The sequence below is a fragment of the Candidatus Eisenbacteria bacterium genome (assembly GCA_018831195.1).
Classification (GTDB): Bacteria; Eisenbacteria; RBG-16-71-46; order CAIMUX01; family JAHJDP01; genus JAHJDP01.
In genome coordinates this window covers 25,764-39,154 of the sequence record JAHJDP010000056.1, presented here as the reverse complement: position 1 = coordinate 39,154, position 13,391 = coordinate 25,764, and the positions used below count along the sequence as shown (strand labels likewise).

The following is a 13,391-nucleotide window of genomic DNA, read 5'->3' as shown; positions in this document are numbered from 1 at the left end:
CCTGATCGGAGACTCTATTTCTCTCTGTCCCTTGATCTTCTTCCCTATCTCCGTACCGGCACAATCCTCATACCTCCGGCTTCCGCGAAGTCAAGGAAATGCCGGATGGAGTTGCGGTCCTTGTTTCGCTCGAGATCTGAGAGTTTGGTGTACGGGCGGAGACAAGGATGACTTTTCGCCGTTGGCGCCACCCTCAGATCCTTGTCTTTTTTAGGACCCAATATCCACCCCTGTTCCAGGTGCCAATCCATCCAGCCGGCATGCTCCACCTCGGCCATCAGCTCGAGATGATACTCAATCTTGTTGAGGACAAACTTTCGCTGGTCGTCCGTTATCCCGCCTTCCTCAAGCTTGAGATCCACAAGACTCAGGATTTCCGCCATGCGATCGGCCGCGGCCAGATTTGAATTCTTCCAGAACTTTGCCAATTCTTCGAATGGAACGACTGAATCCTTGGTTTTCCAGCCCTGAACCACACCGAGTGTTTGCCATGTGTCATGAATGGCCTTGGCGGCCCTAAGCCGATCAGCGTCATCCTTGAAAGTGGCGATGGGAGCAGTCGGTTCCGCCAGACGACATTTTTCAAGAAATGCGTCGGCATCGGTGTGCAACGCCAATTGTCCCCGGGGGGGAATCAGGGACCGATAGAGGGCGCCGGGAAGGGCGGCTTTCAACGGATCGAGAACCTTGCCGAGAGAACGCGACCCATGTTTATAGCTCTCGACTTCCACGATGGCATTCAATAGGCCTTCATCGATATTCAGCCGGGTATGAGCTTCACAATTGAATTCCCCTCGCGTAATGAAAGCCCGCCTGATCGGGAAGAAGATGTCGCAGATATCTGGAGAATCAACTTCTTCAGCGGGGAGACAACGCCGGTTGGGACCATTTATATTCAGGAACCCATCAAGCCGGCTTTTAAAATCAGGCCCTTTGGCGAACTTGAAAACTCGGTACTCGATCTCTTCCCTTTCTATTTGGAAGGAGGTCTTTCCCGGATTATGGCTATTGCCGGGCTTCACAGGTCCAAAAGTTTCAAAAGAGCGGCTCGTTCCGCCCGCAAAGATGAAGATGCACTTCCCTATTGGATGTGTAATCTGCCCATCCTGGAAATATCCATCCTGCATGGGGGCCAGCAGGTATTGCAGCCATCTGTATTCCTGAGCATCGAATTCATCGAAAAAAGCGACGGGCACAAGGCCCCTCAGGACCGCATCGCGAATTTGATGGAACGCTCCATTCAGATCCTCTGGACCGGAAAACTGCGAGAGGTTGAACTCCATCCAGCCATCCTTGCCAAGGAGAGATTGGGCGAACTGCTTCACCGTGAAGGACTTTCCCGAACCCGGAGGGCCGAAAACACCGATCGAAAGGGGTTTTTTCGCCTTTTTTCTATCAGCGTATTCCTGAACAATACGCTCCAAACCGCGCAAAGCCTCAATTTCCCGGCGATCGACACTCATGAGGGCTTTCATGCGCAGGTGAGGAAGACTCTCCAGCGCAATCGGACCATGACGGATGACCAGTTTCGCCAGATCATAGGCCGGATCTATACATTCACAGTCCTTGGACTTGAGAACCTCACGCAGTAAACTCCAACACCCCCCGGATTCAGAAGAAACACCGGTGACACTATCCGGGCAAGTCGGCTTCTCACAAAGTGACGACAAGGGCAGCACGGCACGGGAGTAGCGGCATGTTGCCTCATTGATCACTCCGGCCAATCGTTCCGCCGGAAAACCGCTCGCTTCATAGTCAGAGGGACCGTGTCCATTTTCGAGCAGGTCATGCATGGCCGAAAGTCCGCCTTCAAGTGCGGCACTAAAATCGACAGCACCGCCGCGCACCAGAGGCTTAACAATCGCGGCTGTCAGACACGACAGAAATCCGAAAGCACGTCCCTTGGACCTTCGCTGATGATCTCCTTCAATCCCGGATGCCTGATATATAAAATGGCAAACGACCTTTTCCAACATTCCCTTTTCAAGCTTAGGGCGCTCATTCAAATCAATCCAAAGCGCGCCTTCGGATTCAAAAGCAACAATCAGATGACGGCATTTCGGAAGTTGATCCAACGCGCCATCTTTCACGATCTCTCTTCCCAACGTTTCAAGACTTTCTTCCCAAGAGAGCCCTGAACTGATCTGCGCGTTGGATTTCCGGAGCTCAGATGCGGACAGAATGACCACCAGCCTATCCGAATGGTCTTTTAACAATTGCGACCAAAGGGCCCCCTCCTGGAGGGGAGCCGCGGTCTTCAGGACAATCCACCCGTCCTCCTTCAATGCGTCCGCCAGCCACTCCTTCGAGCTATCACGAAAGCCAAGACCACCATCGGAGATGACAACCACATCAAACCGGCCTTGCGGTTCTTTGGAACTGGGCCATTCAACTCTCTTCAGCTGCGAGCGATTGCCACCAAATCCCATCTCAAAGGAGACACGCCACACCTTGGGTTCCTTATCAGGATTCTTCAGCGTCGGCCCCCAAATGGCATAGGCTTGATCGTTATCAGGGGTTATTTTCTTGCTGTCCAAAGCATCACCGATCTTGAAATCAGTCCCCAGCACAAGCGAATCGTCGCCGTCCTTTGCATCCAATAAGAAACGAAGTATCTTCTCAATCAACGCCGCTCCGCCGAGCTCCCTAATATGACGAACGCCGTCGCCTGAATCAGCATAATGATGCCGTACACCTTCGTATATGTGGTGGTCCAAGACAAAATCACCCGTCACAAAAACTCGCTTCTTGCTGTCCATCCCATCTCCTTGTTCTCCGATGTGGAGCCTTCAAACTCTCTATGGATTCTCGCCCGGCCGAAAGTTACCTTCGGGATAGAGACTACATCCCAGATTGAGAGAAATCCCGCCCAAAAGGGAACCTTACGGCGTAAACTATCGTGATTATTAAGGGTGTGGATATAATGGGTCACTCATGGGGATTTTCCGCATGAGGCCGGGGAATGATTTGGGGGAGGGGATATGCTAAAAAGACGAGTGAATTTTCTGATGTTGGGAATTTTCGTGATTCTGGCCGGTCCAGCCTTTGCCGGCAAGGAAACAACCATCGACGGCGTACTCCATATACAAAACAGCGCTTCACCGAGCCAGGGAGTTAAGACGGTCAACCTGGAAGAGGTCTGGCGGATCGGGGGTGAGGACGAGGAGATCCTCTTCGGTCTCATCAGCAAGATTTGCGGCGATAGCGATGGAAATGTTTATGTTCTCGATGCGCAGCTTTGCCATGTTCATATCTACTCCCCCACCGGCGAACTTTTAAAAACCCTCTTCCGGCAAGGTGAGGGACCAGGGGAGGTTCAAGGCCCCCGCGATATGCTTCTAATGCCCGATGGCAGCGTCGCCTGCGTCGAGGAGTTTCCGGGCAAGATCACGATGGTCGACATGGAAAACAACCCAAAGGGCTCACTCATCCCCGGCAGCGAAAAGCCGACGGAGGGAGGGTTCACAGGCCTGACCGCCGCCGCCGGCGGAGGGGATCATATCGTGATCTCCGGGGAAATATCGAAACCCGGAGACACACCGGGCACCCAAAAACGAATCTATTTCCTGTCTGGTTTCAAGATGAGCGGAGAAGAGACGGCCAACTACATGACGTTGAACTCAATGTTTGATTTTAACAATTTCACATTCATCGAAAAAGAGCATACGCCCTCTTTCTGGTGGGGCTTCGGCGTCGACGCCAATGGGCGCACTTATGTTTATGCTGATCGCGATCAATATGCCATCACCGTCTTCTCTCCGGATGGGAAGGTCGAGCGGATCATTGAACGCGCTTACGAACCACTGAAGCGTGAACAAGCGGATACCGACCGGCTGCGGCGGCTCTATGAGAGCGCCGTCGCCAATCCTAACCTCCAGGTCTCCTTTGATCTCGAAGAAACCGAGCCCGCTATCGCCCACTTCCAACGGGGGCTTCAGGTCACCCCCGACGGCCAGCTTTGGGTCCTCACCAGCCGCGGCTGCCGTCATCAGCCGCAAGGAATCATAGCGACCTATGATCACTTTGACGCCGGCGGACATTTCATTGAACAGGTCTCTTTCGCCGGTGAGGGGAATGGATTGAGCGATACTCTTTTCTTCCTCGGAAACAGAAGAGTTGTATTGGTTACCGGTTTCATCGATGCCTTGGCCGCTCAATTCGGGTCCGGCACCCTGACAGCGGAAGATGATGAGGAGGCCTCGCCCCAGCAGGTTATCTGTTACCGGCTCCCTGAGTAAGAGATTCGCGGGCGGATTTAAAATATCTGAGTCCCGAGCGGTTTCCAGGCATTGGGGAAGTGACGGATCTGAACCTGGCGCTTCCCCAATCGGCTGATGGCGAGAATATCGATCCGGATCCAACTCACCTCAGGATACCTCTTGGCGATCTCTCTCCATGCCCGATCAAGAGTCCGCCGTTTTCTGAAACCAACCGTCTCCTCCGGCCGGCCATGCGAATGATCAGAGCGGAGCCTTACCTCCACCATGGCGATCGTCTTTCCTTCGCGGATCACGAGATCGACCTCCAGCGGTCCAAATCGAAGGTTCCGTTCGAGTATCTCGCAACCCAATCCCTTGAGAAAACAGGCGGCCAGATCCTCCCCCCAATGTCCCAAGCTCAGGCGGTCACTGCCAGTCATATGTTCTCTCCTCGACATTTTCCTGAGAAAGAGAATATACAAGGAGTGTGCCAGAGGTGTTCTAGGCGGATGGCGGCGTTTGGAGAAAAAAGCCCTGCCGGGTCATGGCCACCGGCGCAAAGGAGCGGCGATGCAGCGGGCATGGCCCCTTCAACATCAGGGCAAGGAGATGATCAGGCGTTCCATAGCCGCGATTGTTATTAAATCCGAATTGGGGGTAGAGATTGTGACAGCGCTCCATAAGCCGGTCCCGCACAACCTTGGCGACGACCCCCGCCGCCGCAATCGATCGGCATCGGCCGTCGCCTCGAATCAGCGCCTCCTGAGGTCCAGACCATCCCGGGATCGTCATCGATCCATCCACCAGAACCATCGCGGGAAGCACAGGCAGCCGGGAAAGGGCCCGGCGCATCGCCATGAAAGTCGCTTGAAGAATATTGAATCGATCGATCTCACGGGGACCGGACCAAGCCCATGTCAAATATTCGGCCCGGGAAGACAACAGCGCGAACATTTGCTCGCGCTGCGTAAGAGACAGCTTTTTCGAATCATTCAAACCGGGAAGCCTTGTTCCGGGCGACAGAATGACAGCCGCTGCAACAACCGGACCGGCCAAGCATCCCCTGCCGGCTTCATCAACTCCAGCGACGGGGTTGAGGCCCGCCCGCCGCAGCTTGGTCTCCCAACGGCTGTCCGGAAGCGCGGACCCACCGGAACGGGCCATGAGGTCTACCGCTTCTCGCGGATCCTGGCCTGTTTCCCTGACTTGTGGCGGAGGTAATACAATTTCGCCCGGCGGACACGTCCGCGCCGCGTCACCTCGATCTTTGCCAAATTCGGCGAATGAATCGGGAAGACGCGCTCGACACCGATACCGCCGCTGATCTTACGAACGGTAAAGGTTTCACGGGAGCCGGGTCCCTGCTTGGCGATTACGACACCCTGGAAGATCTGAACGCGCTCCTTGTCGCCTTCAACGACTTTAACATGAACACGAACCGTATCCCCGGGAATAAATTCGGGGACATCTTCCCGAATCTGTTTGGCCTCAATCTGCCGGATGACGTCCATACTTCATCTCCTCCCTAGCGTCCGGCGCTCAATATCAGTTTTCGGAGGCCGGTACATCGTTTCCTCGCTCTCAAGTATCACACCGTTCAATCGGTTCCCATCCCAGTTTGCGGAGATGGGCCTGATCCTCAGGTGTCAATTCGCTCCCTTCCAACAGATCGGGACGATGGATCAGAGTCCTTTGCAGAGAATCCATTCGCCGCCACTTCTCAACCTTGCCGTGATGGCCGGAGAGAAGAACCGGCGGGACACTCAAACCATCGAATACTTCCGGGCGTGTATAATAACTGCTATCCAACAGCCCGGATGTAAAAGAATCGCCCAAGGCAGAGTCGTAACACCCCAAAACATCAGGCAACAACCTTACAATCGCATCGGCGATGACGGCCGCTGCAAGTTCTCCCCCGGACAAAACATAGTCACCGAGACTCAACTCACCGGTGATGTAGGTGCGGATCCGCTCATCCACTCCTTTATATCGACCACAAATCAGTACGAGTTCGTCGAGCTTGGAAAGCTCTTCAACTCTTTTCTGTACAAGCGTCTCCCCACGCGGCGAAAGGAGAAACACTTCCCGGTTCCCATCGGCCTCCGGCAGGGCGCGTAACGCCCGAATCACCGGCTCCACCATCAGGATCATTCCCGGGCCGCCCCCGTAGGGCGCATCATCAATGGTCCGGTGCCGATCATCGGTATGATCCCGAAGATTGATCACCTGGACCCGAGCCAGTCCCTTTTCCTGGGCAATCCGGAGGATCCCCTCCTCCATTGCCCCCGTCAGAACACCGGGCAAACCGGACAGGATCCAGATGCGGTAAGGATCCCGGCTCATAACTCCAGCAAACCCTGCACATCCCCCAAATGGATGACGCCATCTTCAAGATCCACTTGTTGGATGAAATCCCCCACGAAGGGGATCAAAATCTCTTTACCGGCGCTCTTGATAACGAGGAGGGGTTGGGCCGGTCCCTCCATGACATCTTTAACAATCCCAACCGGCCGGCCGGAAGCATCCGTGACATCCAGACCGAGCAACTGATAGAAGTAGAATTGATCCGGTTCCAGCTCCGGCAATTCGGCCGGGGACATCTCAAGAGGGCACCCGCGCCACTTTTCTACATCGTCGACATTCTCAATACCCTCAAAAGAAAGAACGATTTTCCTTGTGAGAATCTTGAGACCGGCTACGACCAGGCGCAATCGTTCACCATTATGCTGACGAAGGAAGAGTTCCTGGCCGGGCTGCAAATGTTCAACCGTTTCCCCCAAAGCCTCCACCGCGACTTCACCTTTCAAGCCAAAAGGCTTGCGGATTCTGCCCACGGCGACCCATGAAGAATCCTTTTGCATCATCGGCGGATCTTATAGGGAAGAGACGGCGTCTCGACCTACTCGAGAATCTCCAGAACAGCTCGCTTGTTCGCCTTTGTGGCGGAAGCACTCAGCAGAGTACGGATAGCCCGGATCGTCCTTCCGTGCTTGCCGATGACCTTTCCAAGATCGCCATCACCGACACGTAGCTCATAAACCGTTGTCTTTTCGCCAACGACTTCGCGAACTTCCACTTCATCAGGTTTATCAACCAAAGCCTTGGTAATATATTCGATAAGAGCTTTCATTTTCGTTTTCACCTCCTGCTGGGCTCGGCGAAGCCCTCGCGTCGCGGGTTGTCAGAGAGCCTCTCTTTAGAGCCTCCCCGAAACGTCGCCTGTTTGTTCACTCGTCGGGTTATTCCGCTGGCTTCTCTTCTTCAACCGCCGGCGTCACCTCCGCGGCCTCGGGTGTCGGCTCTGTGACCTCTGCCTGAGTCTTGGCTTCGATGGGTGCTTCGGCCTCTGGAATCTTTGCCTCTACAACCGGCGCCACCTTTGGTTCCGTGACGGTCGCGATCGGGCCGCCCCGCGCCACCAGCCTCATCAGGCTCGCAACCTTGACCGATGGCTTGGCGCCTTTCTTGACCCAGGAATCCACTTTCTCCAAATCGAGTTGAATGACCTGAGGATTGGGAACCGGATCGTAGTGGCCCAACTTTTCAAGGAATCGACCATCACGTTTCATGCGGGAATCTGCCGCAACAATATGCCAAAAGGGACGATTGCGGGTGCCGACCCGCTGCATTCGAATAACGACCGCCACTACTGGTCCTCCTTATTACATAACCTGGTCGGGGGTTTTTTCCCCTCTCACCAAATTTCTGTGAAACAGATACAAAATAGCAGGATACGACAACCATCTTCCAAAGGGAAGACCGTTTCTATCTCAAATAAAAACGGAGTTGGCGGGAATTTCCGCTATTGAATGGCGTGGCGCATCCCGTTGCAAGGATTATCTCCGGCGGGCCCTCATCATATTGAAACCCCCGAAGCCCTTTCCTTTCGCCATCTGCCCCATCATCTTACGCATCTGGTCAAAATCCTTGAGGAGCCTGTTGAGCATCTGAACCGTCGTGCCGCTCCCCTTGGCGATTCGCTTTCGACGGCTTCCATTGATAATTTCCGGCCGCCGGCGCTCCGCCGGTGTCATCGATCGAATCATCGCCTCCACGCGGCCCAGCTCCTTGGGATCGATCTGAACCCCCTTAAGAGCCTTCCCCCCCATTCCGGGGATCATCTTCATGATATCCTCGAGGGGACCCATCTTGCGAACCTGGCGGATCTGATCCATAAAATCCTCCAGGGTGAAGGCCTGGTGCTTCAGCTTCTCCTGAAGCTTCAATGCCTGGTCCTGATCCACAACCGATTGAGCCCGCTCAACAAGGGTTAAAACATCACCCATCCCCAAAATCCGGGAGGCCATCCGGTCGGGATGGAAAACCTCGAGGGCCGAGGTCTTTTCACCAACCCCCATATAGAGGATGGGAACACCGGTCACATGACGGATGCTCAAGGCGGCGCCGCCGCGGGCGTCTCCATCCATTTTCGTGAGGATCGTTCCCTGAAGCGTCAACTTCTGATGAAAGGACTGGGCGACCGAGACGGCTTCCTGCCCTGTCATCCCATCCACGACGAGAAGAATCGAATCGGGGGATACGGCATCCCGCACGGAGACCAGCTGCTCCATAAGCTCTTCGTCAACCTGCAACCGCCCGGCGGTGTCGATCAAAAGATCGTCGACCCCTTCTTGACGGGCCCATGTCACCGCATCCCGGGCGACTTTGACCGGGTCCTTGGAATTCCGATCGACATAAACACGGAGATCCAATTCCTTGCCTAAGATCTCCAATTGATCAATGGCGGCGGGCCGCTGCAAATCACAGGCCGCCATGGCGGGGATGCGCTTCTGGCGGCGCAGCCACGCGCTGAGTTTCGCTGTTGTCGTGGTCTTACCGGAGCCCTGCAACCCCACCATGAGGATACGGCGGGGCGGGAATTTGGCATCCGGCAGCCCGGCGGTGGAGGAACCAAGAATGCCGATGAGAGTGTCGTGAACGACTTTGACGACTTGGGCCCCCGGCGTGAGGCTCTTCAGAACCTCCTGTCCGGCGGCCACTGTCTCGACGCGGGCGATCAATTCTTTGGCGACTTTAAAATTAACATCGGCTTCCAGCAGAGCCCGGCGAACATCGCGCAGGCTGTCGCGGACATTGTCTGGTGTTAGTTTGCCGTGACCTTTCAGGCGAGCGAAAATCCCATCCAGTCGCTCACTCAGTTGCTCAAACATGCAGCACTCGATCCTTTCTCATTCTTTTCCTGCTCGTTTTTCTCGGTTTTTGTTCACCTCATGTCCTGTTCATATTTATCAAATCACATGATCAATTTTGTTAAAGTCCGAAAATTCCCGCCGGGATCACCACCGGCGAAGACGGCGTTACCGGCGACAAGGCCCTCCGCTCCCGCTGCAACCGCCAAGGTAAGGGTGTCGTGGTTGATTCCACCATCGACCTGCAACCGGAATGAGGCCCGCCGATCCTTCCGCCAATCCCGAACTGTCTCAATTTTACCCAGCATATCCTTCATAAAGGATTGCCCGCCGAAACCGGGCTCGACCGTCATCACCAAAACAAGATCCAGCGCCGCTCCGTACCGGTCGAGATAGGGAACCGGATCGGTCCCGGGCCGGAAAGCCAATCCAAAGCCGATTCCCGCTTCCCTGCAGCGGCCGCTGATCTCTTCCAGCGATTCATCCGTCTCCGCGTGGACGGTGACGAGATTGACCCCGGCTTTCGCATAACGGTCAATATATGCGATGGGGCTGGTGATCATCAAATGCGCATCGAGATAAAGACCAGAGACTTTGCGGACAGCCCCGGCCCAGGCCGGTCCAAAGGTGATATTGGGAACAAAGTGTCCATCCATCACATCCAGGTGCAGCCACCGGGCGCCGGCTTCTTCGACGCTGCGGATATCCCGGCGCAGGTCGGCGAAATCGGCGGAGAGCAGACTCGGCACAACCTGGATCCCATCCGGCACCCGCCGCATGGCATCGGCGGAACGGTTCATCCCTTTCTCCTCCCCGTCAGCAACTCGACCATCCCCCCTTCTTCAATCCTGTGTCCGGAGGGCGGTGTCTGTTCAACGATCTCGTCGGCATCCAGCGGTTGTCCGGGCCAGGCTCTGACCTCGACCTGCAGACCGGCGGCTTTCAATAGGGAGCGAATTCGTTCAGCTGATTCTCCGCGAAAATCCCGCATCAGAAAGGCCCGCTTTGGATACCCCTCGCTGACAAGCAGATTGACCTCACCCCCCGCCGGGAAGGGAGCTCCCGGGGCGGGGCTGGCTGCGACCACCGTCTGCTCGGGCACCTCGCGGCTCGTGACATAGGTGACACGACCCATCGCCATCCCTTCCCTACCGAGAAGGAGCTGGGCGTGAGAAACGGGGTGGCCACGAATCTCCGGCACCGATCGCCCCAACGATCCGAGACTGACCAGCAATCTTAAAATCCGGCCCCTCTTGACCCTCATGCCGGGTCCGGGCTCTTGATCCATGATCCGGCCGGGCGGCACCTGGTTGTCATACCGGCGGGCCAAGACCTGACACTTCAAACCGGTTTGAGCCAGGAGAGAATCAGCCTCCTCTTCCGAGAGAAGCACGACATTGGGGGTATCCACCTCATCCCCCAGCCGGACAACATACGGCATCAGGAATCGATCGAATAGGATCAACCCGACCACCATCCCAAGCCCGATGAAAATGAGGCGGCGGAGAATCGATGCGGTACGGCGCCACTTCGGATGCGAAACCCATCCCGTCCTTCCGGCTTTGTCCTGTTCCTGACCCGCTTCCGTCGACGTCTTCAGAACCCACACCTCCTCAATTGATTTTGTTAAACCTGATATTGTTCAGCTTGATATTGTTCAGCTTGATATTGTTCAGCTTGATATTGTTCAGCTTGATATTGTTCAAGCCGCCTTCCGCCCCAGGGCGGCGTAAACCCCTTCCATCCCGCGTTGACCCGGCCGGATCCGAAGACGCCCCCGCCCGCCGCGGATATCTTCGGGAAGGGAGATCGCCGGCTCAACCCACTCCAGAGGCCCTCCCTCCTCGAGGGTGAACGGCGCCAAAACGCCATCGGTCTCTTCCGGTTCGAGACTGCAGACCGAGTAGAGCAGCAATCCGCCCGGACCCAGCAGCTTCAGCGCTTCTCCGACCAACTCCTTTTGGAGCGCCGCCCGCTCTTCGATTTCTCTCGGACGGCGGAGCCAGCGAGCGTCGGGACGCCGGCAAAGGACCCCGAGATTCGAGCAGGGCGCATCGACCAGTATCGCGCCGACGGGTCCCCGGATCGGGGGCCTTGTTGCGTCCGCAACGACACATCGGATATTGGGCAACTCCAGGCGGGAGGCCGTCTCAGCCACCAGCCGGATCCTCTCCCAGGTCAGATCCCATCCTAACACGACCCCGGCGTCTGCTGACATCTCGGCCAGCCGCCCCAACTTGGTGCCCGGTCCCGCACAGGTGTCGAGAATGGGCGGCCGTGGATCCCAGAGGAGAGGCACCAGGGCCTCACTCTCATCCTGAATGACAATCCGCCCCTCCTTCACCCAGCGGCTCTCCTCCGGGATATACCCCGCCTCCAGCCGGTAATGGTCCGGGAGCAGGGCTCCGGGTTCAGGGGACAGGCCTTCCGCCCTCAACTCCGATAGTAAGACCTCCCGCACCGCTCCCCCCCCGCGGATGCGGAAGGAGAGCTGGGGGGATGCATTGTTCCACCGGCAGATTTCAAGGAGCCTCTCCCTCCCATATTGGGCATCCCAGCGTTTGAGGATCCAAGACGGATGGGAATAGATGCGGGCCAGGTCCTCCATCTCATCCCCCGTGCGGATCTCTCTCTCCCCCGGCGGCTCTCTCAGGAGACCCCGCAGCACCGCGTTCACAAGGTTATGCCGCCGGTCGCCGGTCATTCTTTTCGCCAAGGCGACACTCGTGTGAACGACGGCATGGGGCTCACGCCCCTTCATCCGATAGAGTTGTACAATTCCAATCCGCAGAATGTTTCTGAGCGGCGGCGTCAGCGACGCCAGGCCCTGTCGAAGCCGCGCATCGAGTACCGCATCGGCCCAGCCGAGCCAGCGGAAGGTCGTGAAGATCAGGTTGGTCAGAAAGGCGCGATCGCGGGGGTCTTCAAGCTGACGGCGCGCCGCATCAAGGCTGTGGCTTATCGGAGACGGCTTTTGATCCCAGGAATTGAGGAGGGTGACGGCCGCCTCCCGAACCGGCAGGCCCGGGGGTGAATCCCTCATATCTCCTCCAGGAAGACAGGACCATCCAGAGCCCGGCAACCCCGGTACCAGGCCTCACCGGGAATCACCGCCTTCCCTTCCGGTTGAATTTCCAAGAGCTCAATCAGACCGGGCCGGCAGACAACCCGTGGCGGATGGCCTTTCAGTCCGGGCAGCATCTGACCCGGCGGCTCGGGATGCTGAATTTCATCCAGCGGGCGGCTGCGGAGGATTTTGCAGCACCGGTCCCGCCATCGAACGATCACCCCCGGATCGGGGCTCATCGCCCGGATTCTGTTATGGATGTGTATCGCCGGCTGCCGCCAGGAAAGATGCGACTCCTCGGTATCAAAGGGCGCGGCGATGGTGGCCAGATCCTCATCCTGAGCTACCGGCTGCAGCGATCCCTCCATGGCTTCTTTAACAATATCAATGAGAAGTCCGCCGCCGAGCCGGGCTAATCGCCGGCTCAGATCCCCCAAAGTCTCCATCGGATCCACCGGTGTCAGGATCTGTTTCAGGATAGGTCCCGTATCGGTCCCCTCATCCATCAAGAATCCGCTCACGCCGGTCCACGCATCACCCCGCATCAGGGTTCGCCCCATGGGGTTCATCCCACGGTACCGTGGAAGCGGCGAGGGATGCAGATTCACCGCCCCAACCCGCGGCAGCTTCAGCCATCGCCGGCGCAGAATCTTTCCGTAGGCCACCGTCAGGATCAGGTCGGGCTGCAGCGCTTCAAGCTGCTCCCTTTCGTCTCGGGTTTGTAAAACCTCAGGTTGCCGGATCTCCAACCCCAGCCGCCGGGCCGCCTCCGCCACCGGGGTGGGGAAGACCTTGCGGCCCCTCCCACGCGGCCGGTCCGGCTGGGAATAGACAACCGCGGGCGGCAACCCCGCTTCACAGAGGGCTTCCAATGGGGGAACCGCGAATTCCGGCGTTCCCATGTAGATCAGAACGGGCTTTCCCATGCTCAGTTCATTCCGCCGCCTCCGACGGGGGGATCTGGTCTTGCTCCCG

At 56.9% G+C, this 13,391-nt stretch carries 14 protein-coding genes; 1 reads left to right on the top strand and 13 read right to left on the bottom strand.

Translation table 11 applies throughout. The features are described from left to right. Window positions 1-44: 44 nt before the first annotated feature. Window positions 45-2,759, bottom strand: a complete 2,715-nt coding sequence (locus KJ970_10485; protein MBU2691340.1) for an AAA family ATPase — start codon at window positions 2,757-2,759, stop codon at window positions 45-47. A 222-nt stretch (window positions 2,760-2,981) separates the two neighbouring features. Between KJ970_10485 and KJ970_10480 the strand changes: the two genes are divergently transcribed. Further along, window positions 2,982-4,238, top strand: coding sequence for a hypothetical protein (locus tag KJ970_10480; GenBank protein MBU2691339.1), 1,257 nt, complete (start codon window positions 2,982-2,984; stop codon window positions 4,236-4,238). Between the two features lie 17 nt (window positions 4,239-4,255). Here KJ970_10480 and KJ970_10475 read toward each other — a convergent pair whose 3' ends face one another. From KJ970_10475 to fmt, 12 genes are all read right to left on the bottom strand, one after another. Then, window positions 4,256-4,639, bottom strand: coding sequence for a YraN family protein (locus KJ970_10475; protein ID MBU2691338.1), 384 nt, complete (start codon window positions 4,637-4,639; stop codon window positions 4,256-4,258). A gap of 61 nt (window positions 4,640-4,700) precedes the next feature. Beyond that, window positions 4,701-5,363 carry a ribonuclease HII gene (locus KJ970_10470; GenBank protein MBU2691337.1) on the bottom strand — a complete coding sequence of 221 codons (663 nt, stop codon included), beginning with the start codon at window positions 5,361-5,363 and terminating at the stop codon, window positions 4,701-4,703. A 5-nt stretch (window positions 5,364-5,368) separates the two neighbouring features. After that, on the bottom strand, window positions 5,369-5,710 hold the full coding sequence (rplS, locus tag KJ970_10465; protein MBU2691336.1) for a 50S ribosomal protein L19: 342 nt from the start codon (window positions 5,708-5,710) through the stop codon (window positions 5,369-5,371). A 70-nt stretch (window positions 5,711-5,780) separates the two neighbouring features. Then, entirely contained in the window at window positions 5,781-6,542 is a 762-nt protein-coding gene (gene trmD / locus KJ970_10460) for a tRNA (guanosine(37)-N1)-methyltransferase TrmD (GenBank protein MBU2691335.1), read from the bottom strand. Then, a complete protein-coding gene (rimM, locus tag KJ970_10455) occupies window positions 6,539-7,063 on the bottom strand; it encodes a ribosome maturation factor RimM (GenBank protein ID MBU2691334.1) in 525 nt (174 codons plus the stop codon). The genes trmD and rimM overlap by 4 nt, the downstream gene beginning before the upstream one ends. A 35-nt stretch (window positions 7,064-7,098) precedes the next feature. Then, window positions 7,099-7,329: a KH domain-containing protein gene (locus KJ970_10450; protein MBU2691333.1), complete on the bottom strand. Its 231-nt coding sequence runs from the start codon at window positions 7,327-7,329 to the stop codon at window positions 7,099-7,101. A gap of 109 nt (window positions 7,330-7,438) precedes the next feature. Continuing rightward, window positions 7,439-7,846, bottom strand: a complete 408-nt coding sequence (rpsP, locus tag KJ970_10445) for a 30S ribosomal protein S16 (protein ID MBU2691332.1) — start codon at window positions 7,844-7,846, stop codon at window positions 7,439-7,441. Window positions 7,847-8,035: 189 nt separating this feature from the next. Then, window positions 8,036-9,370 (bottom strand): signal recognition particle protein, encoded by a 1,335-nt coding sequence (gene ffh, locus KJ970_10440; GenBank protein MBU2691331.1) that lies wholly within the window; start codon window positions 9,368-9,370, stop codon window positions 8,036-8,038. Between the two features lie 83 nt (window positions 9,371-9,453). Then, window positions 9,454-10,128 carry a ribulose-phosphate 3-epimerase gene (gene rpe, locus KJ970_10435; protein ID MBU2691330.1) on the bottom strand — a complete coding sequence of 225 codons (675 nt, stop codon included), beginning with the start codon at window positions 10,126-10,128 and terminating at the stop codon, window positions 9,454-9,456. Window positions 10,129-10,145: 17 nt separating this feature from the next. Next, window positions 10,146-10,958 carry a PASTA domain-containing protein gene (locus KJ970_10430; protein MBU2691329.1) on the bottom strand — a complete coding sequence of 271 codons (813 nt, stop codon included), beginning with the start codon at window positions 10,956-10,958 and terminating at the stop codon, window positions 10,146-10,148. Window positions 10,959-11,051: 93 nt separating this feature from the next. After that, on the bottom strand, window positions 11,052-12,392 hold the full coding sequence (locus tag KJ970_10425) for a hypothetical protein (protein ID MBU2691328.1): 1,341 nt from the start codon (window positions 12,390-12,392) through the stop codon (window positions 11,052-11,054). Continuing rightward, entirely contained in the window at window positions 12,389-13,342 is a 954-nt protein-coding gene (gene fmt, locus KJ970_10420) for a methionyl-tRNA formyltransferase (protein ID MBU2691327.1), read from the bottom strand. Before fmt ends, KJ970_10425 begins: the two co-directional genes overlap by 4 nt. Window positions 13,343-13,391 lie beyond the last annotated feature (49 nt).